We start from the raw sequence: 26,677 nt of genomic DNA, 5'->3' as shown, positions 1-26,677 counted from the left end.
TCAGTATTGAATGTTTCCGACACTGCCACTACGTTCCGCGACACCGTAACCCGACGAGCAAGGGGTGGTCGCATGGCCGAAGTCAGCGCGGAGGCACGCATCGGAGCACCGGCCGAAAAGGTCTGGGCGCAGCTGACGGACTTCTCGGCGTACGGCGAGTGGAACTCCACCCACACCGGCTTCCCCAAGGGCGGGCCGGAGTCCCTGGAGCTCGAAGCCACCTACGAGGAGAACATGAAGCTGATGGGCTTTCCGGCCGAGGTGACCTGGACGGTCTCCGAGCTGGAGGCGGGACGGCTGCTGACCACCACCGGCAAGGGCCCGATGGGCGTCAACCTGACCATGCGGTACGCGCTGACCCCCGACGGGGACGCCACCACCGTGCGGATCGACGGGGAGTTCACCGGCGCCGCGGTCTCCCTGATGGCGGGCAAGCTGAAGGACTCGGCCACCTCCGCCCTGCACGAATCGCTGCGCAAGCTGGGCGGCCTCGTCACCGCGTGAGAACCGCCACGCGATCGCCCCGCACACCGGAAGAGCCCGGCGGCGGCCGGGGCCCCTCACCGTCCGCTCGCACACGACGGGGTCAGTCTTCGTCGGCGAGAATCAGATACAGCTCCTTCCGGGCATCGTTGACGACGGTGAGCGCCTTCGCCCGCTGCTCGGCGGAACCGGTCTTCCAGACCTGGCCGTACCTCATCGGCACCGCCCGGCATGACCGCCCTCCGGTCCAGTTGACGGGGATTGGCCTTGGCGGGGGGCTTTCCGCCGGGCCTACGGTCGCCGCATGAGGATTCGTATCGTCGACGCGTTCACCGACCGTCCCTTCGCAGGGAACCCCGCCGGGGTCCTGCTCCTGGACTCCGCCGGATTCCCGGACGACACCTGGCTCCAGCAGGTCGCCGCCGAGGTCAACCTCGCCGAGACGGCTTTCGCCCACCCGCTGCCGCCGGGCGGAACGGCCGACTGGGCGCTGCGCTGGTTCACCCCGCTCACCGAGGTGGACATGTGCGGGCACGCCACCCTCGCCACGGCGCACGTCCTGCACACCACCGGCATGGCGAGCGGAGAGGTGCGCTTCGCGGCTCGCTGCGGAATCCTCACGGCCACGGCTCACCGGGACGGCACCCTGACCCTCGACTTCCCGACGGCCCCGCTGACGCCCGCCACCGCCCCCGCCCGGTTGGCGGAGGTTCTGGGCGCCGAGCCCGTCACCGTCCTCGACACCGGGGCGCACATCGGCGATCTGCTGGTCGAGCTCGCGGACGAGGCGGCCGTACGCGCGCTGGCGCCGGACCTCCCCGGACTCGCCGCCTGCTCACGGCGCGGGGTCATCGTGACCGCGGCCGCCGAAGAGCCCGCGGGTGACTACGACTTCGTCTCGCGCGGCTTCTTCCCCCGGGTCGGCATCGACGAGGACCCGGTGACCGGCAGCGCGCACACCGCCCTCGCCCCGTTCTGGTCGGCAAGGCTGGGCCGGGACGAACTCACCGGTCTGCAGTGCTCGGCCCGGAGCGGCCTCGTCCGCACCTCCCTGCGCGGCGACCGCACCCTGCTGACCGGCGCCGCCGTCACCGTCATCGACGGCGAACTGCTCACCGCGCCCTGACATCCGGAAGGGGCGTACGAGGACCCCGCACGAGGACCCCGCACGCCCTTCGCCGGCCGGCCGCTCACGGCGTGGGCAGCCAGCCCACTTTCCCGGCGAGCAGCGCGTACCCCACGAACGCGCCGATATCGAGCAGCGCGTGGGCGACGACCAGCGGCCCCACCCGTCCCCAGCGCTGGTACAGCAGTGCGAAGACGACACCCATCACCATGTTCCCGATGAAGCCGCCGATGCCCTGATACAGGTGGTAGGAGCCGCGCAGCACGGAACTCGCCACCAGGGCCGCCATCGGCGTCCAGCCCAACTGCCCCAGCCTGCGCAGCAGATAGCCGACGACGATCACCTCCTCCAGTACGGAGTTCTGGAGCGCGGAGAGAATCAGCACGGGAATCTTCCACCACACGTCCGGCAGTGACTCCGGCACCACCGTCAGATTGAATCCGGTGGCCCGTGCCACCAGATAGAACGCGAGCCCGGCACTGCCGATGCCCGCGGCGATCAGGGTGCCGCGGCCGAGGTCGAACCCGGGCCTGGTCCGGTCGAAGCCGATCGTCCGCAGATTCGCCCCCTCCCTGATCAGCAGGTGCGCCACGAGGGCGACGGGCACCAGTGCTGTGGTGATGCCGAACAGTTGCCAGGCGAGATCCAGCCATGGCCGCCCCGGTGCGTACGAACCGTTCAGCGTGGCCGCCTGATCCTTCAGTCCCCCCGGTTTCGTCAGCGATCCGACAAAACTGATGAGGGCGGACACTCCGCTGGCACCGAGCGAGAGCGCCAGGACAAGCACCGTCTCGGACCGCAAGATCCGTCGCGGCACGCCCTCCTGGGGGTACAAATCAGCCACACGCCCCGCCTCCACCTGTACATCTGCCTGTAGTTGTGCATTCACGTCCCATCCCGCTCGCCGCCCCGCTAGGGTCTCGAATGCAGGTACGAAGATCATGCTGGACCTGACGGGGGACGACCACCATTGGTGATGGTGTGGTCCCCCTTTTCCTTGTTCATCCTCAAGGAGGGGCACCACCGACATGGGACGTCACAGCTTGCCCGACGCATACGCGGCGCAGGACTCCGGGGACGCCCCTCCCCGGCGCCGCCGCACCGTCGCCATCGCCACGATGCTCGTGCTCGCCGTGGCGGCGGGAACGGCGGCCGCCGCACAGAGCGGCCTGCTGACCTTCTCCGAGCCCTGCGACGACTCGGCGGTACGGCTGACGATGGCCGCTTCCCCCGACATCGCCCCCGCCGCACGTGCCGTCGCCGACCAGGCACGCGAGAACGAGGTGAAGTCGGATGGCCACTGCCTGTACGTCGAGGTGGTGGCCCGCGACTCCTACAAGGTCGCGGACTCCCTGGCCAGAGGGGACAAGGACCCTGACTACGAGGTCTGGCTGCCGGACTCGGACCTCTGGCTGGACCGTGCCAAGGGGAACGGTGACGGCGTACCCGTCGCCCCCGGAGACTCCGTGGCCTCCTCCCCCGTCGCCCTCGCCACGGTGCCGTCCGCGTCCAGGACGCTCGGCTGGCCCGGGAAGACGTATTCCTGGGCCGAGTTGGTCGCCACTGTCATGCGGTCGGACGAGGTACGCCTCGGCGCGGCGGACCCTTCGCGCAGCGCAACCGGCCTGTTGGCGCTGGCGAGCATCGGAGCGTCGTCCGACAGGCAGGGCGGCGACAGTGACACGCGCGTCGCCGAGGCCGCCAAGGTGCTGGCCCAGCGGATGTCGGACGGTGACGCCCACGTACTGGAAACGCTGGCACTGGACAGCTCGGGAGCCGAGGCGGGCAATCCCAGACGCAACCACGCCGTTCTGCTCTCGGAGCAGGCCGCCTTCGCGCACAACGCGGACTCGGCCGGCAGCGGGAAGCTCGACCTCTTCTACCCGAAGGACGGCACTCCGCTGCTCAACTATCCGTACGCCCTGATCAACGAACCGGAACTGACCACCACCGAGAGCCGGGCGGCCCTGAGGTTCATGACCCTGCTCAGGAACGAGGACTCCCGGCGCGTCCTGGCGCAGCGGGGGTTCCGTACCGCCGACGGCACCGCCGGTACGTCGGTCATCGCATCGGCCGGCGGCAGGAAGCCCCAGCCGTACGACGCCTCGGCCGCCGCGCCTCCGTCACCGGCGGCGCTCCAGGAGACGCTCGGCATGTGGACGATCACGGTCCAGAGTGCGCGGCTCACCACGGTCGTCGACGCGTCCGGTTCGATGGCCACCCTCGTGCCCGGCCGGGGGCAGTCACGGATGGACGTCACGAAGGCGTCCCTGATCCAGGCGCTCACCCAGTTCACACCCAATGACGAGATCGGCCTCTGGGAGTTCGCGACCACGCTCGACGGCGCCAAGGACTACCGCGAACTGATGCCGACGCGACGGCTGGGTGACCCGGCGAAGAACGGTGGCTCCCACCGGGAGGAGCTCGCCGCGGCTTTCGCCGCGCTCCAGCCCGTACCGAACGGCGCGACGGGCCTGTACGACACGACGCTGGCCGCGTACGAGGAGTCGCTTGCGACGTATGTGAAGGGCAAGTTCAACGCCCTGGTGATCCTGACGGACGGCTCGAACCAGGACCCGCGCAGCATCTCCCGCAGTGGGCTGATCGCCCGCCTCGAAGAGCTCGCGGACCCGGAGCGTCCCGTTCCGATCATCGCGATCGCCGTCGGTCCCGACGCCGATCGCGAGGAGGTCGCCGCCATGGCCGAGGTGACCGGGGGCGGCGGCTATCAGGTGAGCGACCCGGCCGAGATCCAGGCCGTGATCCTCCAGGCGATCATGACGGCAGGACAGGGCGGCCAAGCGGCGGCCGAGTAGCCCTTGGCGGGCCATGCTCGGCTCCCCGGGCTCGGCCCGCCACGGGCTCGGACGTTTCCGTGGCTCAGGGTGCCGGGAAGCCCACCGGCCAGGTGTGCACGGGCTCACCCGCCTGCATCAGCTCGCCGTAACGGCGGGTGGTCGCGGCCAGTGCCGCGTCCCGTCCGAGTCCGGCGTCCAGGGCCCGGTGATAGGTGTCGACCTGCCAGGAGGCGCCGTTCGCCCGCCGTTTGCAGCGCTCCTCGATGACGCCGAGGTAGAGGTCGCGGTCCGCGGGTTCGATGTTCCAGGCGTCGAGCCCGGCAGCGGCCAGCGGCAGCAGTTCGTCGCGTACGAGCGTGACCGCGGGCACCTTGGTGACCCCGCCCGAGCGGCCGGGCCGCGGCCAGAGCAGTTCCGCGTCGATGCCGTGGCGGCAGGCGGTGTCGAAGTTCTCGGCTGCCGCGGCGAACGGCAGCCTGTTCCATACCGGGCGCGGTTCCTCCGCGAGCGCGCGCACGAGACCGTAGTAGAAGGCGGCATTGGCGATGACGTCGGTCACGGTGGGTCCTGCCGGCAGGACCCGGTTCTCGACGCGCAGATGGGGAACACCGCCCGCCAGGCCGTACACCGGCCGGTTCCAGCGGTAGACGGTCCCGTTGTGCAGGACGAGCTCCGCCAGCTGCGGCACTCCGCCCTCGTCGAGCACGCGGAGCGGCTCCTCGTCGTCGCGGATGGGCAGCAGCGGCGGGAAGTAGCGCAGGTTCTCCTCGAAGAGCTCGTACGCGGAGCTGATCCAGCGTTCTCCGAACCACGTCCTCGGCCGCACCCCCTGATTGTGGAACTCCGGCGGGCGGACGTCGGTGGACTGCTGGAACAGGGGTGGGCGGGACTCCCGCCACAGTTCCTTGCCGAAGAGGAAGGGTGCGTTGGCCCCGAGCGCGACCTGGACGGAGGCGATGGCCTGCGCGGCGTTCCAGACGTCTGCGAAACGCTCCGGTGTCACCTGGAGATGCAGCTGGACCGAAGTGCAGGCCGACTCGGGAGCGATGGACGGGGAGGTGAACTCGAGTCGCTCGACTCCCTCGATATCGAGGGCGAAATCCTCGCCGCGCGCAGCCGCCATTTGGTCGTTGAGCAGCGTGTAGCGGTCCACCTGCGAAAGGTTCGCCGAGACCACGTCGTCCGGTCCAAGGGTCGGCAGGATTCCGATCATCATGATCCCGGCGTCGACCTCGACGGCCTTGCGGTGGGCATAGGCGAGACCAGTTCTCAGCTCCTCGGCGAGCTGGTCGAATACGCGTCCGCTCAGCCGGTGCGGGACGATGTTTACTTCGAGATTGAACATCCCCAGTTCGGTCTGGAAATCCTTGCTCGCGATGCGCTGGAGCACCTCACCATTCATCATCCGCGGCATACCGTCCGCGCCTGCGAGATTCAGCTCTATCTCCAGGCCCATGAGATTCCGGGGACGCTCGAACCTCCGGTCGGCCAGCAGCCTCCCCAGCCCCTCCAGGCATTGGTTGAGCTTTTCGCGGTACGCCCGCCGATCCGACAGGTCGAACGCGCCCGCCACGATCTTCTCGCCCATCGCAGCGTCCCTCCTCGGTTGACCGGCCCGCGGCTCAGGCCGTTCGTATCAGGGTCGATAATGCCCAGAGGAAGTGATCGATAACGCCCCCATCGCCCCCAGGTACCCGATAGTCTGGTGACGGAAGCCGGGGGCACATTCCGCAGGCATGCGACAGGTGCACATTCCGCAGCCGGACGCGCGGTGAAAGTGCCGACGAGTTTCAGCCTACCGCCGTATCGGGTAAACCCCAGGCGGAGGAAGTCGGGGCCAGGCCGAATCGCCATAAAGTCCGCATTCCGCAGTCCTGATACCGCCTTGCGGACCCTATGGGAAACAGCTAGCGGAAACACCGCGTGAACGCGTGTCGTATAAACTCCGCGAACGAGGCAGAGAGTTGACGCACAGGCCCCGTTTTCCGGCCGTCCTCTGGCCCCGGCACGCCGACAGCGTTGTCTGCAACCCGCCCACGCATCACCGTGTCTCCGAAGTGAGAGGCGACCCACCATGCCGCTGCATGTACCCCAGGCTCCCGCGCCCGCATTGCGCAGCGTTCTCACAGCACTCGGTTCTCCTACCGCAGTCCGTGAGGCCCGCACGCCCGCTCTCCGGTCCGTCCAGGGACCGCTGAGCCCCGAACTGCCGCTGCCCGTCCACGTACTGAACCGGATTACCCCGAACGAGCCCGCACCCCGCACCCGCCTCACCGGCTGGCGTTTCATGATCCGCAGCGGGGACCAGGCCGTCGCCGCCGCGGAAACCATGCTGACCGCCGACGGCTGGGCCTTCTCGCACTTCTTCGAGGGCCCTTACATCGCCTCGACCGAGCTGGCCGTACGCCAGGCCGAAGCGGCGCCGGCGGCCTACCAGCCGCGCCTTCTGTCCATCCCCGGTCTCTACATGCTCACGCTGTGGCTGCACGGCGACACCGAAGCCGACCCCGCGGGCGGCACACTCGCCCCGACCGACGTACTCGTCCCCCTGGCGCCCGCGCCCCCGGGCATCGCCGCCCACCGCCCGCACGCGGTCGCCGACCTGTTGCCCGTGATGACACTGCGCATTCCTCCCGGCCCCCTGCTCGGCTCCCCGGCCTGACCCGCTCCACCACGCCCCCGTCGTACCGCCCCGGCTCCCGGGGCGCCGCGGCGGGGGCGCACTCCTGCCCGTCCGGCCTAGTCCGTACGGGCCACCCCGAACCACCCGAAGAGACAGTGGAGTTACGGCGAACCGCCCGGCCGGGTGATGCGTCATGAGAGGAGTACAAGAGCTGCCGCGAAATCCCTGCGGATTGACGCCCGTGGGGCAACACTGGGACCGGACCGACTGATACGGGGGCGGCCATGAACACACCGTCAAGCCGCACGACACTCAACTCAACGCAGCGAAAGAACCCAGCCATGTGCCAGCACCAGCCACCCTGCCCGTCCGCCGACTCCGCCGACCGGGAGGCCGCGCGCCTCACGGCACACCACCCGGAGCAGGGCTGGAGCCTCCTGTGCAACGGCGTCCTCCTCTTCGAGGACACCGGCGAGCTGCTGCCGGACGGGCAGATCATCGCACCGCACCGGCCGCTGGAGACCGGCCGGATCATGAAAGCCGCCTGACAGCGGCCGTACGAACTGGGGCCGGCCGGAGAAGTCTCCGCACCGGCCCCGACGCGTGTCCGCGTCACGTCCTACCGCTCACATGTCTCAGTGGTCGTACTCGTCCAGCGGCGGGCAGGAGCAGACGAGGTTGCGGTCGCCGAAGGCACCGTCGATCCGGCGCACCGGCGGCCAGTACTTGTCGGCTGCGGAGACACCGGCCGGGAAGACGGCCTCCTCACGGCTGTAGGCGTGCTCCCACTCGCCACCGAGCGCCGCAGCGGTGTGCGGGGCGTTGCCCAGCGGGCTGTCGTCCGCGCTCCACTCACCGGACGCGACCTTCTCGATCTCGCCGCGAATGGCGATCATCGTGTCGCAGAAGCGGTCGAGCTCCGCGAGGTTCTCGCTCTCGGTCGGCTCGATCATGAGCGTGCCGGCCACCGGGAACGACATGGTCGGCGAGTGGAAGCCGTAGTCGATCAGGCGCTTGGCCACGTCGTCGATGCTGACGCCGGTCGCCTTGGAGATCGGCCGAAGATCGACGATGCACTCGTGCGCGACCAGACCGGCCGGGCCGTTGTACAGGATCGGGTAGTGCGGCTCCAGGCGCTTGGCGATGTAGTTGGCGGCGAGCACAGCCACCTGCGTGGCCCGCTTGAGGCCTTCTCCGCCCATCAGGCGCACATACGCCCAGGAGATGGGGAGGATGCCCGCGGAGCCCCAGGGAGCGGCCGAGATCGGGCCGACCCCGGTCTCCGGACCCGCGGCTGGCTGGAGCGGGTGGTTCGGCAGGTACGGCGCGAGGTGGGCGCGCACACCGACCGGGCCGACGCCCGGACCGCCGCCGCCGTGCGGGATGCAGAACGTCTTGTGCAGGTTCAGGTGCGAGACGTCGCCGCCGAACTTGCCGGGCTTGGCCAGACCGACCAGCGCGTTGAGGTTGGCGCCGTCGACGTACACCTGACCGCCCGCGTCGTGGACCTCGCCGCAGATGTCCGCGACGTGCTCCTCGAAGACGCCGTGGGTGGAGGGGTAGGTGATCATGAGCACGGCGAGCTCGTCGCGGTGCTTCTCGATCTTCGCGCGCAGGTCCTCGACATCGACCTCGCCGTCGTCGGCGGTCTTCACCACGACGACCTTCATGCCCGCCATCACGGCGCTCGCGGCATTGGTGCCGTGCGCCGACGAGGGGATCAGGCAGACCGTGCGCTGCTCGTCGCCGTTGGCGCGGTGGTAGGCGCGGACGGCCAGCAGACCGGCGAACTCGCCCTGCGAGCCGGCGTTCGGCTGGATGGAGACGGCGTCGTAGCCCGTGACCTCGGCGAGGCGCTCCTCCAGCTCGCGGATCAGGGTCAGGAAGCCCTGGGCCTGCTCGGCCGGCGCGAACGGGTGCAGCGCGCCGAACTCGGGCCAGGTGATCGACTCCATCTCCGTGGTCGCGTTCAGCTTCATGGTGCAGGAGCCGAGCGGGATCATGCCGCGGTCCAGCGCGTAGTCGCGGTCGGCCAGCTTGCGCAGGTAGCGCAGCATCGCCGTCTCGGAACGGTGCTGGTGGAACACGGGGTGCGTCAGGATCGAGTCGGTCCGCAGCAGGCCCTCGGGCAGCGTGTCGGCGGCGGCCGCGTCCAGCGCCTCGATGTCGCCGTCGGCGCCGAAGGCGGCCCAGACAGCGGCGATCTGCGTACGGGTCGTGGTCTCGTCGCAGGCGAGCGAGACGAGGTCGCCGTCGACGAGCCGCAGGTTCACTCCGCGCTCACGGGCGTCCGCGACGATCTCCGCGGCCTTGCCGGGGACCCGCACGGTGATCGTGTCGAAGTAGGAGCCGTGCACCACATCGGCACCGGCGGCGCGCAGGCCCTCGGCGAGGATCGTGGCGTAACGGTGTGTGCGCAGCGCGATCGTCCGCAGCCCGTCGGGGCCGTGGTAGACGGCGTACATGCCGGCCATCACCGCGAGGAGCACCTGAGCGGTACAGATGTTGCTGGTGGCCTTCTCGCGGCGGATGTGCTGCTCGCGGGTCTGGAGGGCCAGGCGGTACGCCTTGTTGCCGTCCGCGTCCACGGAGACCCCGACCAGACGGCCGGGCAGGGAGCGGGCGAACTTCTCGCGTACGGCCATGAAACCGGCGTGCGGTCCGCCGAAGCCCATCGGCACACCGAAGCGCTGCGTGGTGCCGACCGCGATGTCCGCCCCGAGCTCGCCGGGCGAGGTGAGCAGGGTCAGCGCCAGCAGGTCGGCGGCGACGGTGACGATCGCACCGAGCTCGTGCGCCTGCTCGATGACGGGCTTGAGGTCGCGGACGGCCCCGGAGGCGCCCGGGTACTGGAGCAGCACGCCGAAGACGCCCCGCTCGGCCACGTCCGCCGGGATGCCCGCGGCGAGGTCGGCCACGACGACCTCGACACCGGTCGGCTCCGCGCGGGTCTCCATGACCGCGATCGTCTGCGGCAGGGTGTCCGCGTCGACGAGGAAGACACCGCTCTTGACCTTGCCGACGCGCCGCGCCAGCGCCAGGGCCTCGGCGGCGGCGGTGCCCTCGTCGAGCAGGGACGCGCCCGAGGTCGGCAGCCCGGTCAGCTCGGCGACCATGGTCTGGAAGTTGAGGAGCGCCTCGAGACGGCCCTGGGAGATCTCCGGCTGGTACGGGGTGTACGCCGTGTACCAGGCCGGGTTCTCCATGACGTTCCGGAGGATCACCGGCGGGGTGAAGGTGCCGTAGTAGCCGAGCCCGATCATCGGGGCGAGCACCTGGTTGCGGTCGGCGAGGGAGCGCAGTTCGGCCAGTACCTCGGCCTCGGTGCGGGCGGCGGGGAGCCGCAGCGCCTCGGTACTCCTGATCACGTCGGGCACCGCGGCGGCGGTGAGCTCGTCGAGGGAGCCGTAGCCGACCTGGGCGAGCATCTTCGCCTGGGCCTCACCATCCGGCCCGATGTGGCGCTGCTCGAAGGGAATGCCCTGCTCCAGCTGGGAAAGCGGAGTGCGACGGGGGGTCATGATGGAGGCCTCCTGGTCTGTTACGACCTGCGAGGGGCACCACGGCGTGGCTGCCCGAACGGCCTCCCCCTCTGTCATCTCGACCTGAGAGCTTCACCGGCCGCCAGGGGCGGACCGGCTTTCACCGTCGGTGAGGAAGAGTCCCGCGCCGGCATGTGCCCGAACGGGTCCCGTCCTGCTTTCCAGAGTGACCTCAGCCGTGCGGTACGGGGGCCTGAGAGATTCCGGGGAGGATTTGCTCCTTCGGCGCCTCCGGATTCTTCACCGGAGGACTCTCCCGCACGGGGTCAGCAGCCACTGCCAGCGTACCAGCGGGCACACGTCGGCTGTCTCGAGTGGCCGATGCCCTCGAGCTGCACTTTCGTAGTGCTTGTGGAGTAATGGGGGGACCACCCTCAGTTGTCGCGACCAGCGGGAGGCACCGTGCAGACCGACATCGATCCGCGCAGCCTGATCGGCCGCAAGGCATTCGACCGCAAGGGCGCCAAGATCGGAACGGTGGATGAGGTCTATCTCGACGACGCGACCGGGGTTCCCGAGTGGGCGGCCGTCCGTACCGGGCTCTTCAGCCGGGACGCCTTCGTGCCGCTGGAGCCGAGCGAGTTCGTCGAGGACTCCCTGCGCGTCCCCTTCGACCGCGCGTTGATCAAGGACGCGCCGGACTTCGGCGTCGGCCGGCATCTCTCACCGGAGCAGGAGCTGCAGCTCTACCGCCACTACGGTCTGGACTCGCCCCCCGAGGAGCCGTCCCCGGACCGCGACTTCGGCCGGTTGGCGGGCCAGGAGGAGTAGTCGGCGGGGTCCTTCACGAGCGGCAGCGGCTCGGCGGGCTGAAGCTCCGGGTCGTCGATGCGGAAGGTGCGCACCCGGCCCGGGGGGTCGCCCGGCTCCTCGAAGCGCACCGTCACCCGGCCCACGCCGCTGCCCTGGACCCATCCGTGGCCGTGTGTCTCGTGCCGTACGTCGTGTCCCGAGGGCCAGCGCCGTTCGGCGAGCTGCTCAGGCGTCTCCTCTGCGGCCTCCTCGGCCCCTTCCGCGGGCCCCTGCTCCGCACCTGCCTCTTCGGTCACCTCGGCGTCCATGGCGGCGCTGAGCGCGTCGGCGGCCTGGGCGAACAGGTCTTCCTGGGTGTAGTCCGCCAGCCCTGTGACGCCCACACCGAGCAGCCGCACGCCCCCGGTGGTGTCAACGGCCTCCAGCAGCCGCGCGGCGGCCTCCCTGATGACGGTGGGATCGTCCGTGGGGCCGCGCAGCGTCTCGGAGCGGGTGAGCGTCGAGAAATCGTAGCGCCGGACCTTCAGCACGACGGTCCTCCCCGACCGTTCCGCGGCGCGCAGCCGCCGCACACAGCGGTCCGCCAGCCGTTCCACCTCGCTCCTGACGCGCACGCGGTCGTGCAGGTCCACATCGAAGGTGTCCTCGACCGACACGGACTTGGCGTCGCGCTCCGCCACCACGGGCCGGTCGTCGTACCCGAGAGCCATCAGGTGCAGCGAGGAGCCGTGCGCCTTGCCCAGCAGCCGTACGAGCTCGGCCTCACCGGCATCGGCGAGGTCGCGGACGGTGGTCATCCCGGCCCGCCGCAGGTGGTCCCCGGTCGCCGGCCCCACACCGGGCAGGATGCGCACGGACATGGGCGCCAGAAGCTCGCGTTCCGTCCCGGGCTCGATCAGGACCAGGCCGTCCGGCTTGGCCTCCTCCGAGGCGATCTTGGCGATCATCTTGGACCCCGCGAGGCCGACGGAACCGGTGAGTCCGGTGACGGCTCTGATCGCCGTACGCAGCCGCTCGCCGATCTCGCGGGCCGAGGCCGCGTCGTCGGCGACCCCGCCTGCCTCCAGGTCGACGAACGCCTCGTCCAGGCTGAGCGGCTCCACGAGGGGCGACAGCTGCCCCAGGAGCCCCATCACCTGGTCGCTCACCGTCCGGTACAGGGTGAAGCGCGGCACGAGGTAGGCGGCGTTGGGTGCGAGCCTGCGCGCCTGGGCCATCGGCATCGCCGAGTGGATCCCGAAGCGCCGCGCCTCGTACGAGGCGGTGGCCACGACCCCGCGAGGCCCGAGCCCGCCGACCACCACGGGCTTGCCGCGCAGGCTGGGCTTCGCCGCCTGCTCCGCGGAGGCGTAGAAGGCATCCATGTCCAGATGCAGGATGGTGGGCGCGGCTCTCACATCAGTCGATGCTGCCCTACGCCACTGACAATCGGTCTGCCCGGCGCCCCCGAGGGCCCGGGCAGTTCCCCTCGCTCACCCGGCGCGGTTGCGCCGTCTGGCCAGTTCGTCCGCGGGGTTGTTGCCGATCAGTGTCTCGCCGGTGTCGACCCGCTCTCCGTGCAGCTGGGACAGCGCCACGTCCACGTCCCGCCAGACGACGCCCACGGCGATACCGAAGACGCCCTGGCCCCCCTGGAGGAGCTTCACGACCTCGTCGGGCGATGCGCACTCGTAGACCGTCGCGCCGTCGCTCATCAGCGTCATGCGTTCGAGGTCCTGGAATCCGCGGGCCCTCAGGTGCTGGACCGTGCTGCGGATGTTCTGCAGAGCGACCCCCGTGTCCAGGAACCGCTTCACGATCTTGAGGAGGACCACATCGCGGAAACTGTAGAGGCGCTGCGTCCCCGAGCCGTACGCCGGACGCACGCTCGGCTCGACCAGCCCCGTGCGCGCCCAGTAGTCGAGCTGTCGATAGGTGATGCCCGCCGCCGCACACGCGGTCGGGCCGCGGTAGCCGATATCGCCCACCGCTGTTACGCCGTCCGCCTCCACCACCGGCTGAACCGGCTGCCGAATGGTGTGGTCGGCTGCACTGCCATGCTGCGGATACGGCCCGCCCGCCACCGTACCGTCGCCGCTGCTTCTCACGCCGACCTCCGTCCTTGACCTGCCATCTCGAAGGTAGGCAGTCACTCGGGGTGCGTCAACGATCGCCACACTCGGCACGCCGAGTGATAATCACCCAGAGGGTGGTTTCCCGCGACTCAAGACGGGGAACGGCTTGTCGGATGCGCTGACGGCACCCCTGAGGGACGGTCACTGACTGTTGGTATCGAAATCCTCCGGCGAGATCTGGTCGAGGAACTCGCGGAACTTCTCCACCTCGTCCTCCTGCTCGTCGGGGATGGCGATCCCCGCGTCGTCCAGCACCCCGTCACTGCCGTAGATCGGCGTGCCGGTACGCAGGGCGAGCGCTATGGCGTCGGACGGCCGCGCGCTCACCTCGACCCCACTCGCGAAGACCAGCTCCGCGTAGAAGACCCCTTCCCGGAGGTCCGTGATGCGGACCTCGGTGAGCTCCTGGCCGAGGGCCTCGAGCACATCCTTGAAGAGATCATGGGTCAGTGGCCTGGCAGGAGCCATGCCCTGCTGGGCGAAGGCGATCGCTGTCGCCTCGCCGGGACCGATCCAAATGGGGAGGAACCGGTCGCCTCCCACTTCACGCAGGAGCACGATCGGTTGATTGGAGGGCATTTCTACCCGGACACCCACAACGTCGAGCTCGTTCACACAGCAACCCTAGGACGTGCTCGCCATGTTTGGGTAGTCGGGCGCCGCCGACGTCAGTGGAGCCGGATACCGAGAGCCGCCTGCACGAGCGCCGAATGGAGCCGTACGGAGAGCTCCGCCAGCTCCTTCGCGGTGGCCTCGGCATGGGCCCTGGCCTGCGGGTTCCTGTGCCGGCGCAGGGGTGCGACCACCTGCTCGACGAGCCCTGCCTCCCGGTCCGCGGCCGCGCGCATGGCCCGAAGGTGCCGAGGCTCCAGACCGAATCGCCCCAGATCCGCCACAAGTTTTGCCACGGTGACCATCTCGGCGTCGTAGGCGCCCTCGGGAGTGGACGAGACCAGCCCGTAGGACTCCCACGCGTCGAGCTGGTCCTCACCGACCTCGGCGGCGGCGAGGAGCTCCGCACGCCCGATCCTGGCCGCTGTCACCCGCCCCTGGTCGGCGCCCCAGGAAACCTCGCCGGAGTCCCCCTGCCCCCCGGCAGCCGGCAGCGCGACCCTCTCGCCCCGGGCCAGGGCATCCAGATGACCTCGGATGACCTTGAGCGGAAGGTAGTGGTCCCGCTGCATCCGCAGGACCTGAGCCAGCCGCTCCACATCGGCGGGGCTGAACTTCCGGTACCCGGAAGGAGTCCGCTGCGGCTCGATCAGCCCTTCGGCCTCGAGAAACCGGATCTTGGAGATGGTGACTTCCGGAAACTCGTCGCGCAGCCGAAGGAGCACCGTGCCGATGCTCATCGCGGGCTCGTCCGCGGTGGCGGTGCCGTGACCGGCACCGCCCGTCGATGTTCGCACCATGAACCTTCCTGGGGGTCCCCCGGACGGAGTCCGGGGGAGGGTCACACGCCCCGCTGGCTCGCGTAGAAGACCAGCCGGTACTTGCCGATCTGGACCTCGTCGCCGTTGTTCAGCGGAACGGAATCGATGCGTTCGCGATTGACGTACGTACCGTTGAGGCTGCCGACATCCCCCACCGTGAAACTACCGTCGGGGTTCCTGTTGAACTCCACATGACGCCGCGACACGGTCACGTCGTCGAGGAAGATGTCACTCTGCGGGTGGCGTCCCGCCGTGGTCAGGTCGCTGTCCAGCAGGAAACGACTGCCCGAGTTCGGACCCCGGCGCACCACGAGCAGTGCGGAACCGGCCGGCAGTGCGTCGACGGCGGCCTGGGCCTCCGGCGACAGCGAGGGAAGCATGGTCTGACCGGTCGCCTCCGCCTCGTACGCCTCGAGACCGGAGATCGAGATGGTCGACGTCGTCTCCGAAGCACGCTCCGGCACTCCGCCCCTGAGCGGCGCGCCGCAGTTGGAGCAGAACCGGCTGGCCTCGGCGTTGCGGTGCCCGCACCTCGCGCACACCGGCATGGAGGACCCCTCCGGGGCGTGCGCGAACCCGCCACCCGTACGTGAGGCCGATGGTTCACCGAAACCTATGCGCCCGGCACCGGCAGGGTCAGCGGGCGAGGCGCCGTGCGCACCCGGAACGTCACCGGGTGTTCCGGGCACTTCGTCACGGAAGAGCGGGCGGTCAACGCCCTGCTCCTCGCCCTGACCGGACCGCGGAGCGCGGTGGCGGGCAGCGCTGTTGCTGTCCTCGCGTGCGCTCTTTCCGAACAACTTCGCAAACAACTTCACGGGCGTTTCCCCTTGACCGACATAGACCCGCCCGTGGGGCAGGACGAACCCTGAATGAACACACCTGCCGACCCGGACATCTTCACAACGTCCGTATCCACTCGACAGTTTCCACCACGCGCCACGAATACGATGCGCCGACCCCCCGGAACCTCATGCCCGTGTCCCCCGGCGCCCATGCGCCACGGCTTCACTGGGACGACGACCGAGCGTAGTCAGGCCGATCGGCTGGTCGCAAGGCGTCCACGACGATGTCGTCGGCGCGGGCCACCTGCGCGGTGGCCTGCTCCTTCTCCAGCGTCTGCACGACCCCGCCGGGGATGTTGAGCGCCGGCTCCAGATCCTGCGGCTTGCCGATGACCTTGAACTCGTACGGGGGCGCGACCTTGCGGCCGTCGACCTCGATCGCTCCCGCGGAACCGGAGAAGTACGTACTGGCGACGACACGGACACCGTCGACCTCGATCGCCTCGGCACCGGCCGCCCGCAGCTCCTGGATGGCGTCCAGCAGCATGTCCGCCTCGACCGCACCGCTCGGGTCGCTGATCGTCAGCGTGATGCCGGGTCCGTGCGCCGCCACGGTGCCGGCGAGGATGCCGAGCTGCCGTTCCTTCTCGCGTGTCTGTTTCCTTGCCTCTTCGGCCTGGTCGGAACTGTTCTCCAGCTCCGTGCGCTGATCGTCGAGCCGCTGTTTCTCGTCCTGGAGCCGCTGCGTCCTGTCGTCGACCTCGTCGAGGATACGGACCAGGTCCTCCTGACGGGCTCCGCGCAGCGCGCTGTTGTCACTGTTGGACCTGACCTGGATGGCCAGCCCCAGCCCGAGGACGAACAGCAGCAGAGCGACGATGAGCTGGGCGCGGCTCACCCGTGGCGGCCAGAGCCCCGCCATCAGCCGCTGGCGCCCGGAGAGCACAGTGGGTGCGGATGCGCCGGCCGGCTGCTCGCCGGTGCGCTCCTCGCCGTTGGGAGTTGCTTCGTTACTCATCGGCCTCAAGCCCGGAAGACGTGCCGACGGATCGCGGCGGCGTTGGAGAAGATGCGGATGCCGAGCACGACCACCACACCGGTGGAGAGCTGGGCCCCGACACCTAGTTTGTCGCCGAGGAACACGATCAGGGCGGCCACCACCACGTTCGAGAGGAACGAGACCACGAAGACCTTGTCCACGAAGATGCCGTCCAGCATGGCCCGCAGGCCACCGAAGACGGCGTCGAGCGCGGCGACGACGGCGATCGGCAGGTAGGGCTCGACCACCGCCGGCACCTCGGGCCGGACCAACAGTCCGACCACGACTCCCACGACGAGGCCCAGTACGGCGATCACGATGTGCCTTTCCCTGTATCTGCCGCACCACTGCCGGTGTCTGCGGCCATCGGTTCTGCTGTGCGCACGATCAGGCTCGGCGCAGCGGGCAGGCGCACCTTCTCCTGATCCGAAATGCTGGTACGGATGTCGAAACTCTCCTGGAGCGCATGGAGATACTGACCGTCAGCACTGTCCTGGAACGCCGTGCTCAGCCGCTTGCCGTCCCCCACCGCGAGCACGGTGTACGGCGGTACGAGCGGTCTGTTGTCGACCAGTATGGCGTCGCCCGCCGCGCGGATCGCCGAAAGAGCGGTCAGCCGCTGCCCGTTGATGGCGACGGCCTCGGCGCCGGACTGCCAGAGGCCGTTGACGACCCGTTGCATGTCCCGGTCCCGTACCCGTCCGGTGTCGGCGAAACCCGTGGACTCACGCGGCCCGCCACCGCCCTGGTCGGTCTCCCTCGCGTCGTCGACGACGAGCTTCACGCCGGGTCCTTCGACCGGGGTCGCTCCGGAGAGCAGCGCGACGAGTTCGCCCTGGGCGCCGCCGTGCTGTTCGAGTGCCTTGCGCTGCCGCTCGCTCACTTCGATACGCAGCTCGTCGACGTCGGATTCGAGGGCATCGGCCGCACTGGTCTCCGCGTCGATGCGATCGATGAGCTCTTCGCGTTCCTTGGCCACCACAGGGGCCGAGATCCGGGCCTCCGCGGCACCGAGAGTCACCACGAGAGCGGCCACCACCAGGCCTGCTGCGAGACCGAGCTTCGACGTGAGCGTGCGGGGCAGGCCCTCGCTCCCGTCGGCCTTCCGGCGTGCGGACGCCTCGGCGTATCCCTCATCGAGGCTGTGGTCCATCACATTGGTCAGCAGCGACATCGACGCGTCGGGGCGGGCAGGCGGAGAGGCGGTGCTCCGATCGGGGGGCTGCTGCGGCATGCCGCACATCGTCGCACGTCGCCGAGGCTACCGCCGAATGGCCCCACCGGTGCGCCGGGAGCGATGCCGTGGCAGCTCCCGGCGCACCGTGTCCAGGTCAGTCTCCGGCGCTGTCCACAATGGCCGACCACTCGTCGAGCAGCGCCTGCGACGACGCGTCGTCGGGGCCCTCCGCCCACAGATGGGTGACCGCTTCGGCCGGGTCGGGCAGCACCATCACCCAGCGGCCGTCCGCCTCGACGACACGCACCCCGTCCGTGGTGTCCACCTCGCGATCCCCGGCGGCTTCCACGACGCGGCGCATGACGAGCCCCTTGACCGCCCAGGGCGTCGCCAGGTCGCGGCGCAGCACGTGGGCGCGGGGAATGCGGGCATCGATCTGGCTGAGCGTGAGCTGGGTCCTCGCCACCAGGGCGAGCAGCCGGACGAACGCCGCCGAGCCGTCGAAGACACTGCTGAATTCGGGAACGATGAACCCGCCGCGCCCGTCTCCACCGAAGATGGTGCTCTCTTCGCGCCCCACCCGGGTCAGGTCGTCCGGCGACGTGGTCGTCCACTCGACCTGCGTGCCGTGGTAGGCGGCCACCTGCTCGGCGACGCGTGTGGTCGTCACGGGCAGCGCCACGCGTCCACTGCGCCGCTCCGCGGCCACGAGGTCGAGCATCACCAGCAGCGCCCGGTCGTCCTCGATGATCCGGCCCAGTTCATCCACGAGGGAGAGGCGTTCACCCACGGGGTCGAACCGCACGCCGAAGGCGGCCCGCGCGGAGGACACGATCTCGCCGAGGCGCACCAGTCCCGCCCGCCTCGACTCGGCGGTCTCGGTGGGCCTGGACTCGTCGAGCCCGGGGTTGATGGTCAGCGCGTCGACACCGAGACGTCCCAGCAGACTGGGCAGTACGAGCCCGGCGCTGCCGTTGGAAGCGTCGACGACGACCTTGAGGTTCGCGTCGGCGATGCCGGTCGTGTCGACGTTACGGAGCAGGGAACCCGTGTACGAGTCGAAGACGCTCGACGGGAAGTGCAGATCGCCGATCTCGCCCGGGAAGGCCCTGCGGTACTCCTGGCGGGCGTAGACCCGGTCCAGCTTGCGCTGCAGCGCCTGGGAGAGGTCCGCTCCCCGTTCGTCGAAGAACATGATGTCGACCGAGTCGGGCACCCCGGGGGACGTACGGATCATGATGCCGCCCGCGCTGCCCCGCGCGGTCTGCTGACGGGCCACCGGCAGGGGGACGTTCTCCAGGTCCCTGACGTCGATCGCGCTCGTCTGCAGGGCGGAGATGACGGCTCTCTTCAGAGCTCGCGCGCCACGGGAGTGGTCACGTGCGGTGGTGACCGTCGCCCCCTTCTTGAGGGTCGTGGCATAGGCGCCGGCCAGCCGTACCGCGAGCTCGGGGGTGATCTCGACGTTCAGGATGCCGGAGACGCCGCGGGCGCCGAACAGGTGCGCCTGTCCGCGCGACTCCCAGATGACCGAGGTGTTGACGAAGGCGCCGGCCTCGATCGTCTTGAACGGGTAGACCCGCACATTCCCCTGAATGATCGATTCCTCACCGACCAGGCATTCGTCACCGATGACCGCACCGTCCTCGATGCGGGCGGCCCGCATGATGTCGGTGTTCTTTCCGATCACGCAGCCGCGGAGGTTGCTGTGCTGGCCGATGTAGACGTTGTCGTGCACGACTGCCCGGTGCAGGAACGCGCCGGACTTGACGACGACGTTGGATCCCACCACGGTGTGCTCACGGATTTCGACGTCCGCCTCGATCTTGGCGTAGTCACCGATGTACAGGGGGCCGCGCAGCACCGCGTCGGGGTGCACTTCGGCGCCTTCGGCCACCCATACGCCCGGGGAGATCTCGAAACCGTCGAGCTCGACGTCGACCTTGCGCTCCAGGACGTCGGCCTGGGCCTTCACATAGCTCTCGTGCGTGCCCACGTCTTCCCAGTAGCCCTCGGCGATATAGCCGTAGATCGGCTTGCCTTCCTTCATGAGCTGTGGAAAGACGTCCCCGGACCAGTCGACGGAGGTGTCCGCCTGGACGTAGTCGAACACCTCGGGCTCCATCACGTAGATGCCCGTGTTGACGGTGTCCGAGAAGACCTGGCCCCAGGTCGGCTTCTCCAGGAATCGTTCGACCTGTCCCTCTTCGTCCACGATGGTGATTCCGAATTCCAGAGGATTCGGAACCCGCGTCAGACAGACGGTGACGAGTCCGCCCTTGGCCTTGTGGAAGGCGATGAGGTCGGTGAGGTCGAAGTCGGTGAGCGCATCTCCAGAGATGACGAGGAATGTGTCGTCCTTGAGAGCTTCCTCGGCGTTTTTCACACTCCCCGCTGTGCCGAGCGGCTTCTCCTCATTGGCGTAGGTGAGTTCCATCCCGAGCTCTTCGCCGTCTCCGAAGTAGTTCTTGACGAGAGAGGCGAGGAACTGGACGGTTACGACGGTCTCATTGAGCCCATGCCGTTTGAGTAGCCGCAGTACGTGCTCCATGATGGGCCGATTGGCCACGGGCAGTAGCGGCTTGGGCATGCTTGAGGTCATGGGGCGAAGGCGAGTGCCTTCACCACCAGCCATCACGACGGCCTTCATGTCGGAAACGTCCTCCTTGAAGAGACGACGGTCTAGCCGACTTTACCCTCGGGCATCATCCAGACAGGCATCATCCAGACAGCACGTGCGGACCGGCAACGCTGCGCGGCACCGCATCAACGAGGTCAGTCGGCTACTTGTCCGCCTTGACTAGCCGGCGGACCTGGACCACGTAGAGAATCCCTGCCCACCAGTAGAGCGTTGTACCCCATCCGGCGAACGCCCATCCGAAAATGGCGGCCAACGTAGCCAGCCAACCACTTCCGTCACTGAGCAGCAACAAGGGGAAGGCGTACATGAGGTTGAACGTTGCAGCTTTCCCGAGGAAGTTGACCTGCGGGGGCGGATAGCCGTGCCGACGGAGGATGGCGACCATCACGAGCAGCATGAGCTCGCGCGCGAGCAGCGCGGCGGTGAGCCAGAGCGGAAGGATCTCCCGCCAGGTCAGGCCGACGATGGTCGAAAGAATGTAGAGACGGTCGGCTGCCGGGTCCAGGAGCCGGCCGAGGCTGCTGATCTGGTTCCACCGGCGGGCGAGCTTTCCGTCGAGGTAGTCACTGATACCGCTGAGCATCAGGACCAGCAGGGCCCAGCCATCGCTCTCGGGCCCGCCGAACTCGGGGCGCAGGATCAGCCACAGGAAGAGCGGGACCCCGGCAAGGCGAGCCATGCTGAGGATATTGGGGATGGTGAGGACCCGGTCCGTCTGAACCCGAGTCTCCTGGACCTCCACCCGGGGGCCTCCTGTGAGGAATGTGCCAATGATGCCCCCTGACCTTACCCTCGGCCACCGCGTCGCGATGCACAGGGGTGGGTACGGCAGGCAGGGCCTGAACGCAGAAAAGCCCCGTGCCACAAGGGCACGGGGCTTTCCCGGAATAATTGTTCGGCGGCGTCCTACTCTCCCACAGGGTCCCCCCTGCAGTACCATCGGCGCTGAAAGGCTTAGCTTCCGGGTTCGGAATGTAACCGGGCGTTTCCCTGACGCAATGACCACCGAAACACTATGAAATTTGAACGCTGGCATGAACACAGCTGTTCGTTATTTCAGAACTAACACAGTGGACGCGAGCAACTGAGGACAAGCCCTCGGCCTATTAGTACCAGTCAGCTCCACCCGTTACCGGGCTTCCACATCTGGCCTATCAACCCAGTCGTCTACTGGGAGCCTTAACCCCTCAAAGGGGGTGGGAATACTCATCTCGAAGCAGGCTTCCCGCTTAGATGCTTTCAGCGGTTATCCTTTCCGAACGTAGCCAACCAGCCATGCCCTTGGCAGGACAACTGGCACACCAGAGGTTCGTCCGTCCCGGTCCTCTCGTACTAGGGACAGCCCTTCTCAATATTCCTACGCGCACAGCGGATAGGGACCGAACTGTCTCACGACGTTCTAAACCCAGCTCGCGTACCGCTTTAATGGGCGAACAGCCCAACCCTTGGGACCGACTCCAGCCCCAGGATGCGACGAGCCGACATCGAGGTGCCAAACCATCCCGTCGATATGGACTCTTGGGGAAGATCAGCCTGTTATCCCCGGGGTACCTTTTATCCGTTGAGCGACAGCGCTTCCACAAGCCACTGCCGGATCACTAGTCCCGACTTTCGTCCCTGCTCGACCCGTCGGTCTCACAGTCAAGCTCCCTTGTGCACTTACACTCAACACCTGATTGCCAACCAGGCTGAGGGAACCTTTGGGCGCCTCCGTTACTCTTTAGGAGGCAACCGCCCCAGTTAAACTACCCATCAGACACTGTCCCTGATCCGGATCACGGACCCAGGTTAGACATCCAGCACGACCAGAGTGGTATTTCAACGACGACTCCACAACCACTGGCGTGGCCGCTTCAAAGTCTCCCACCTATCCTACACAAGCCGAACCGAACACCAATATCAAACTATAGTAAAGGTCCCGGGGTCTTTCCGTCCTGCTGCGCGAAACGAGCATCTTTACTCGTAGTGCAATTTCACCGGGCCTATGGTTGAGACAGTCGAGAAGTCGTTACGCCATTCGTGCAGGTCGGAACTTACCCGACAAGGAATTTCGCTACCTTAGGATGGTTATAGTTACCACCGCCGTTTACTGGCGCTTAAGTTCTCAGCTTCGCACACCCGAAAGTGCACTAACCGGTCCCCTTAACGTTCCAGCACCGGGCAGGCGTCAGTCCGTATACATCGCCTTACGGCTTCGCACGGACCTGTGTTTTTAGTAAACAGTCGCTTCTCGCTGGTCTCTGCGGCCACCCCCAGCTCACCGAGTAAATCGGATCACCAGTGATGGCCCCCCTTCTCCCGAAGTTACGGGGGCATTTTGCCGAGTTCCTTAACCATAGTTCACCCGAACGCCTCGGTATTCTCTACCTGACCACCTGAGTCGGTTTAGGGTACGGGCCGCCATGAAACTCGCTAGAGGCTTTTCTCGGCAGCATAGGATCATCCACTTCACCACAATCGGCTCGGCATCAGGTCTCAGCCTTGATGTGTGACGGATTTACCTATCACACGGCCTACACCCTTACCCCGGGAACAACCATCGCCCGGGTTGGACTACCTTCCTGCGTCACCCCATCGCTTACCTACTACAAGTCTGGTTCATCGGCTCCACCACTTCCCTCAACTCCGAAGAGATCGGGCCGGCTTCACGGACTTAGCATCGCCTGATTCAGTACTGGGCGTTTCAAAGCGGGTACCGGAATATCAACCGGTTGTCCATCGACTACGCCTGTCGGCCTCGCCTTAGGTCCCGACTTACCCTGGGCAGATCAGCTTGACCCAGGAACCCTTAGTCAATCGGCGCACACGTTTCTCACGTGTGTATCGCTACTCATGCCTGCATTCTCACTCGTGAACCGTCCACAACTCGCTTCCGCGGCTGCTTCACCCGGCACACGACGCTCCCCTACCCATCCACACGGGCGTTGGCCCTATATGTGTGAATGACACGACTTCGGCGGTACGCTTGAGCCCCGCTACATTGTCGGCGCGGAATCACTTGACCAGTGAGCTATTACGCACTCTTTCAAGGGTGGCTGCTTCTAAGCCAACCTCCTGGTTGTCTCTGCGACTCCACATCCTTTCCCACTTAGCGTACGCTTAGGGGCCTTAGTCGATGCTCTGGGCTGTTTCCCTCTCGACCATGGAGCTTATCCCCCACAGTCTCACTGCCGTGCTCTCACTTACCGGCATTCGGAGTTTGGCTAAGGTCAGTAACCCGGTAGGGCCCATCGCCTATCCAGTGCTCTACCTCCGGCAAGAAACACACGACGCTGCACCTAAATGCATTTCGGGGAGAACCAGCTATCACGGAGTTTGATTGGCCTTTCACCCCTAACCACAGGTCATCCCCCAGGTTTTCAACCCTGGTGGGTTCGGTCCTCCACGAAGTCTTACCTCCGCTTCAACCTGCCCATGGCTAGATCACTCCGCTTCGGGTCTAGAGCGTGCAACTCAATCGCCCTATTCGGACTCGCTTTCGCTACGGCTTCCCCACACGGGTTAACCTCGCTACACACCGCTAACTCGCAGGCTCATTCTTCAAAAGGCACGCAGTCACGACTGCATGTGCAAGCACATACAGCGACGCTCCCACGGCTTGTAGGCACACGGTTTCAGGTACTATTTCACTCCGCTCCCGCGGTACTTTTCACCATTCCCTCACGGTACTATCCGCTATCGGTCACCAGGGAATATTTAGGCTTAGCGGGTGGTCCCGCCAGATTCACACGGGATTTCTCGGGCCCCGTGCTACTTGGGTGTCTCTTAAACGAGCCGTTGATGTTTCAGCTACGGGGGTCTTACCCTCTACGCCGGACCTTTCGCATGTCCTTCGCCTACATCAACGGTTTCTGACTCGTCTCACAGTCGGCAGACTATGAAAAAGAGATCCCACAACCCCGTATGCGCAACCCCTGCCGGGTATCACACGCATACGGTTTGGCCTCATCCAGTTTCGCTCGCCACTACTCCCGGAATCACGGTTGTTTTCTCTTCCTGCGGGTACTGAGATGTTTCACTTCCCCGCGTTCCCTCCACACTGCCTATGTGTTCAGCAGTGGGTGACAGCCCATGACGGCTGCCGGGTTTCCCCATTCGGAAACCCCCGGATCAAAGCTTGGTTGACAGCTCCCCGGGGACTATCGTGGCCTCCCACGTCCTTCATCGGTTCCTGGTGCCAAGGCATCCACCGTGCGCCCTTAAAAACTTGGCCACAGATGCTCGCGTCCACTGTGCAGTTCTCAAACAACGACCAGCCACCCATCACCCCACCCTTACAGGCGAGTTCACTGGGGCCGGCACCGAAGATCCAGACAAAAAAATGCCCGTACCTTCAGATACCCAACAGCGTGCCCGACCCGACCGACCCATTCCCTCTTTCCACGCCGAAGCAGTACTTGAGAAAACCAACCTGTCGTGCCGAATAGTCAACGTTCCACCCTTGAGCAACCACCGTCGAACATTTGCCGACGAAATGGTCTCTGGATTCCCCGAAGGAAACCTAGATGCTCCTTAGAAAGGAGGTGATCCAGCCGCACCTTCCGGTACGGCTACCTTGTTACGACTTCGTCCCAATCGCCAGTCCCACCTTCGACAGCTCCCTCCCACAAGGGGTTGGGCCACCGGCTTCGGGTGTTACCGACTTTCGTGACGTGACGGGCGGTGTGTACAAGGCCCGGGAACGTATTCACCGCAGCAATGCTGATCTGCGATTACTAGCAACTCCGACTTCATGGGGTCGAGTTGCAGACCCCAATCCGAACTGAGACCGGCTTTTTGAGATTCGCTCCGCCTCGCGGCATCGCAGCTCATTGTACCGGCCATTGTAGCACGTGTGCAGCCCAAGACATAAGGGGCATGATGACTTGACGTCGTCCCCACCTTCCTCCGAGTTGACCCCGGCAGTCTCCTGTGAGTCCCCATCACCCCGAAGGGCATGCTGGCAACACAGAACAAGGGTTGCGCTCGTTGCGGGACTTAACCCAACATCTCACGACACGAGCTGACGACAGCCATGCACCACCTGTATACCGACCACAAGGGGGGCACCATCTCTGATGCTTTCCGGTATATGTCAAGCCTTGGTAAGGTTCTTCGCGTTGCGTCGAATTAAGCCACATGCTCCGCTGCTTGTGCGGGCCCCCGTCAATTCCTTTGAGTTTTAGCCTTGCGGCCGTACTCCCCAGGCGGGGAACTTAATGCGTTAGCTGCGGCACCGACGACGTGGAATGTCGCCAACACCTAGTTCCCAACGTTTACGGCGTGGACTACCAGGGTATCTAATCCTGTTCGCTCCCCACGCTTTCGCTCCTCAGCGTCAGTAATGGCCCAGAGATCCGCCTTCGCCACCGGTGTTCCTCCTGATATCTGCGCATTTCACCGCTACACCAGGAATTCCGATCTCCCCTACCACACTCTAGCTAGCCCGTATCGAATGCAGACTCGGGGTTAAGCCCCGAGCTTTCACATCCGACGTGACAAGCCGCCTACGAGCTCTTTACGCCCAATAATTCCGGACAACGCTCGCACCCTACGTATTACCGCGGCTGCTGGCACGTAGTTAGCCGGTGCTTCTTCTGCAGGTACCGTCACTTGCGCTTCTTCCCTGCTGAAAGAGGTTTACAACCCGAAGGCCGTCATCCCTCACGCGGCGTCGCTGCATCAGGCTTTCGCCCATTGTGCAATATTCCCCACTGCTGCCTCCCGTAGGAGTCTGGGCCGTGTCTCAGTCCCAGTGTGGCCGGTCGCCCTCTCAGGCCGGCTACCCGTCGTCGCCTTGGTAGGCCATTACCCCACCAACAAGCTGATAGGCCGCGGGCTCATCCTTCACCGCCGGAGCTTTTAACCCCGTCCCATGCAGGACAGAGTGTTATCCGGTATTAGACCCCGTTTCCAGGGCTTGTCCCAGAGTGAAGGGCAGATTGCCCACGTGTTACTCACCCGTTCGCCACTAATCCACCCCGAAGGGCTTCATCGTTCGACTTGCATGTGTTAAGCACGCCGCCAGCGTTCGTCCTGAGCCAGGATCAAACTCTCCGTGAATGTATTCCCGTAATCGGGACGACACCACGAGAGCGGAACGACCGAGTCGGAATATGACCGGTCGTTCACAGCGTCCTCGCTAGTGTTGCCTACCCGGACCACGAGGGCCCGTAATAGGACT

The 26,677-nt window shown here is 66.7% G+C and carries 19 protein-coding genes, 3 rRNA genes, 1 pseudogene and 1 riboswitch; of the genes and pseudogenes, 6 read left to right on the top strand and 17 right to left on the bottom strand.

Annotated features, from left to right (window positions below; genetic code table 11):
- Positions 1 to 72 precede the first annotated feature (72 nt).
- Positions 73 to 504, top strand: a complete 432-nt coding sequence (locus F0344_RS31515; RefSeq protein ID WP_185302009.1) for a type II toxin-antitoxin system Rv0910 family toxin — start codon at positions 73 to 75, stop codon at positions 502 to 504.
- 82 nt (positions 505 to 586) lie between these two features.
- Here the strand turns inward: F0344_RS31515 and F0344_RS37075 are convergent.
- A pseudogene (locus tag F0344_RS37075) lies at positions 587 to 694 on the bottom strand (PadR family transcriptional regulator); the annotation flags it as partial.
- A gap of 93 nt (positions 695 to 787) precedes the next feature.
- Here F0344_RS37075 and F0344_RS31505 point away from each other — a divergent pair.
- The gene (locus F0344_RS31505; RefSeq protein WP_185302008.1) at positions 788 to 1,609 is read left to right on the top strand and encodes a PhzF family phenazine biosynthesis protein; all 822 of its coding nucleotides are present in this window, start codon (positions 788 to 790) and stop codon (positions 1,607 to 1,609) included.
- Between the two features lie 64 nt (positions 1,610 to 1,673).
- Here the strand turns inward: F0344_RS31505 and F0344_RS31500 are convergent, their stop codons facing one another.
- Complete coding sequence (locus F0344_RS31500) at positions 1,674 to 2,453, bottom strand: CPBP family intramembrane glutamic endopeptidase (protein ID WP_185302007.1); 780 nt, start codon at positions 2,451 to 2,453, stop codon at positions 1,674 to 1,676.
- Positions 2,454 to 2,637: 184 nt separating this feature from the next.
- On the opposite strand from F0344_RS31500, the gene F0344_RS31495 reads away from it, so the two are divergent.
- Entirely contained in the window at positions 2,638 to 4,425 is a 1,788-nt protein-coding gene (locus tag F0344_RS31495; RefSeq protein ID WP_185302006.1) for a substrate-binding and VWA domain-containing protein, read from the top strand.
- A 64-nt stretch (positions 4,426 to 4,489) separates the two neighbouring features.
- Here F0344_RS31495 and F0344_RS31490 read toward each other — a convergent pair whose 3' ends face one another.
- A complete protein-coding gene (locus F0344_RS31490; protein WP_185302005.1) occupies positions 4,490 to 5,995 on the bottom strand; it encodes a glutamate-cysteine ligase family protein in 1,506 nt (501 codons plus the stop codon).
- Between the two features lie 486 nt (positions 5,996 to 6,481).
- Between F0344_RS31490 and F0344_RS31485 the strand changes: the two genes are divergently transcribed.
- Both F0344_RS31485 and F0344_RS31480 read left to right on the top strand, forming a co-directional pair.
- Complete coding sequence (locus F0344_RS31485; protein ID WP_185302004.1) at positions 6,482 to 7,069, top strand: hypothetical protein; 588 nt, start codon at positions 6,482 to 6,484, stop codon at positions 7,067 to 7,069.
- A gap of 302 nt (positions 7,070 to 7,371) precedes the next feature.
- Entirely contained in the window at positions 7,372 to 7,578 is a 207-nt protein-coding gene (locus tag F0344_RS31480) for a DUF5999 family protein (RefSeq protein WP_185302003.1), read from the top strand.
- 87 nt (positions 7,579 to 7,665) lie between these two features.
- On the opposite strand, the gene gcvP is transcribed toward F0344_RS31480, so the two are convergent.
- A complete protein-coding gene (gene gcvP, locus F0344_RS31475; RefSeq protein ID WP_185302002.1) occupies positions 7,666 to 10,551 on the bottom strand; it encodes an aminomethyl-transferring glycine dehydrogenase in 2,886 nt (961 codons plus the stop codon).
- Positions 10,552 to 10,743: 192 nt separating this feature from the next.
- Positions 10,744 to 10,841: riboswitch (glycine riboswitch) on the bottom strand.
- A gap of 133 nt (positions 10,842 to 10,974) precedes the next feature.
- Here gcvP and F0344_RS31470 point away from each other — a divergent pair.
- Complete coding sequence (locus F0344_RS31470) at positions 10,975 to 11,343, top strand: PRC-barrel domain-containing protein (protein WP_185302001.1); 369 nt, start codon at positions 10,975 to 10,977, stop codon at positions 11,341 to 11,343.
- Here F0344_RS31470 and F0344_RS31465 read toward each other — a convergent pair.
- The 13 genes from F0344_RS31465 to F0344_RS31405 all read right to left on the bottom strand — a co-directional run bounded on the left by F0344_RS31465 (position 11,268) and on the right by F0344_RS31405 (position 26,556).
- Complete coding sequence (locus F0344_RS31465; protein WP_185302000.1) at positions 11,268 to 12,722, bottom strand: DNA polymerase IV; 1,455 nt, start codon at positions 12,720 to 12,722, stop codon at positions 11,268 to 11,270. The two genes, F0344_RS31470 and F0344_RS31465, sit on opposite strands and share 76 nt — an antisense overlap.
- 75 nt (positions 12,723 to 12,797) lie before the next feature.
- The gene (locus F0344_RS31460) at positions 12,798 to 13,412 is read right to left on the bottom strand and encodes a MerR family transcriptional regulator (protein WP_185301999.1); all 615 of its coding nucleotides are present in this window, start codon (positions 13,410 to 13,412) and stop codon (positions 12,798 to 12,800) included.
- A gap of 168 nt (positions 13,413 to 13,580) precedes the next feature.
- On the bottom strand, positions 13,581 to 14,054 hold the full coding sequence (locus F0344_RS31455) for a bifunctional nuclease family protein (protein WP_185301998.1): 474 nt from the start codon (positions 14,052 to 14,054) through the stop codon (positions 13,581 to 13,583).
- Between the two features lie 53 nt (positions 14,055 to 14,107).
- Positions 14,108 to 14,851 carry a transcriptional regulator FtsR gene (gene ftsR, locus F0344_RS31450; RefSeq protein WP_185301997.1) on the bottom strand — a complete coding sequence of 248 codons (744 nt, stop codon included), beginning with the start codon at positions 14,849 to 14,851 and terminating at the stop codon, positions 14,108 to 14,110.
- Positions 14,852 to 14,892: 41 nt separating this feature from the next.
- Entirely contained in the window at positions 14,893 to 15,690 is a 798-nt protein-coding gene (locus F0344_RS31445) for an FHA domain-containing protein (RefSeq protein WP_185301996.1), read from the bottom strand.
- A 190-nt stretch (positions 15,691 to 15,880) separates the two neighbouring features.
- Entirely contained in the window at positions 15,881 to 16,675 is a 795-nt protein-coding gene (locus tag F0344_RS31440) for a DUF881 domain-containing protein (RefSeq protein ID WP_185301995.1), read from the bottom strand.
- 5 nt (positions 16,676 to 16,680) lie between these two features.
- Complete coding sequence (locus F0344_RS31435; protein WP_003970459.1) at positions 16,681 to 17,013, bottom strand: small basic family protein; 333 nt, start codon at positions 17,011 to 17,013, stop codon at positions 16,681 to 16,683.
- Positions 17,010 to 17,930: a DUF881 domain-containing protein gene (locus F0344_RS31430; protein ID WP_185301994.1), complete on the bottom strand. Its 921-nt coding sequence runs from the start codon at positions 17,928 to 17,930 to the stop codon at positions 17,010 to 17,012. The genes F0344_RS31435 and F0344_RS31430 overlap by 4 nt, the downstream gene beginning before the upstream one ends.
- 97 nt (positions 17,931 to 18,027) lie before the next feature.
- Complete coding sequence (locus F0344_RS31425; RefSeq protein WP_185301993.1) at positions 18,028 to 20,523, bottom strand: mannose-1-phosphate guanyltransferase; 2,496 nt, start codon at positions 20,521 to 20,523, stop codon at positions 18,028 to 18,030.
- A 133-nt stretch (positions 20,524 to 20,656) separates the two neighbouring features.
- A complete protein-coding gene (locus tag F0344_RS31420; RefSeq protein ID WP_185301992.1) occupies positions 20,657 to 21,256 on the bottom strand; it encodes a CDP-alcohol phosphatidyltransferase family protein in 600 nt (199 codons plus the stop codon).
- A 151-nt stretch (positions 21,257 to 21,407) separates the two neighbouring features.
- Positions 21,408 to 21,524 (bottom strand): 5S ribosomal RNA (rrf, locus tag F0344_RS31415).
- Positions 21,525 to 21,600: 76 nt separating this feature from the next.
- Positions 21,601 to 24,727 (bottom strand): 23S ribosomal RNA (locus F0344_RS31410).
- Between the two features lie 303 nt (positions 24,728 to 25,030).
- Positions 25,031 to 26,556, bottom strand: a 16S ribosomal RNA gene (locus F0344_RS31405).
- The 16S, 23S and 5S rRNA genes sit together here, the layout of an rRNA operon.
- Positions 26,557 to 26,677 lie beyond the last annotated feature (121 nt).

The sequence above is a fragment of the Streptomyces finlayi genome (assembly GCF_014216315.1).
Classification (GTDB): domain Bacteria; phylum Actinomycetota; class Actinomycetes; order Streptomycetales; family Streptomycetaceae; genus Streptomyces; species Streptomyces finlayi_A.
Note: the sequence above shows the minus strand (reverse complement) of the source record. Positions and strands in the feature narration are given on the sequence as shown.

What these genes read in the sequence shown, in the direction of transcription:
- ftsR (WP_185301997.1), bottom strand. Translation starts at nt 14,851, where the DNA reads ATGGTGCGAACATCGACGGGCGGTGCCGGTCACGGCACCGCCACCGCG.
- gcvP (WP_185302002.1), bottom strand. Translation starts at nt 10,551, where the DNA reads ATGACCCCCCGTCGCACTCCGCTTTCCCAGCTGGAGCAGGGCATTCCC.
- F0344_RS31505 (WP_185302008.1), top strand. Translation starts at nt 788, where the DNA reads ATGAGGATTCGTATCGTCGACGCGTTCACCGACCGTCCCTTCGCAGGG.
- F0344_RS31425 (WP_185301993.1), bottom strand. Translation starts at nt 20,523, where the DNA reads ATGAAGGCCGTCGTGATGGCTGGTGGTGAAGGCACTCGCCTTCGCCCC.
- F0344_RS31485 (WP_185302004.1), top strand. Translation starts at nt 6,482, where the DNA reads ATGCCGCTGCATGTACCCCAGGCTCCCGCGCCCGCATTGCGCAGCGTT.
- F0344_RS31515 (WP_185302009.1), top strand. Translation starts at nt 73, where the DNA reads ATGGCCGAAGTCAGCGCGGAGGCACGCATCGGAGCACCGGCCGAAAAG.
- F0344_RS31490 (WP_185302005.1), bottom strand. Translation starts at nt 5,995, where the DNA reads ATGGGCGAGAAGATCGTGGCGGGCGCGTTCGACCTGTCGGATCGGCGG.
- F0344_RS31440 (WP_185301995.1), bottom strand. Translation starts at nt 16,675, where the DNA reads ATGAGTAACGAAGCAACTCCCAACGGCGAGGAGCGCACCGGCGAGCAG.
- F0344_RS31430 (WP_185301994.1), bottom strand. Translation starts at nt 17,930, where the DNA reads ATGCCGCAGCAGCCCCCCGATCGGAGCACCGCCTCTCCGCCTGCCCGC.
- F0344_RS31480 (WP_185302003.1), top strand. Translation starts at nt 7,372, where the DNA reads ATGTGCCAGCACCAGCCACCCTGCCCGTCCGCCGACTCCGCCGACCGG.
- F0344_RS31495 (WP_185302006.1), top strand. Translation starts at nt 2,638, where the DNA reads ATGGGACGTCACAGCTTGCCCGACGCATACGCGGCGCAGGACTCCGGG.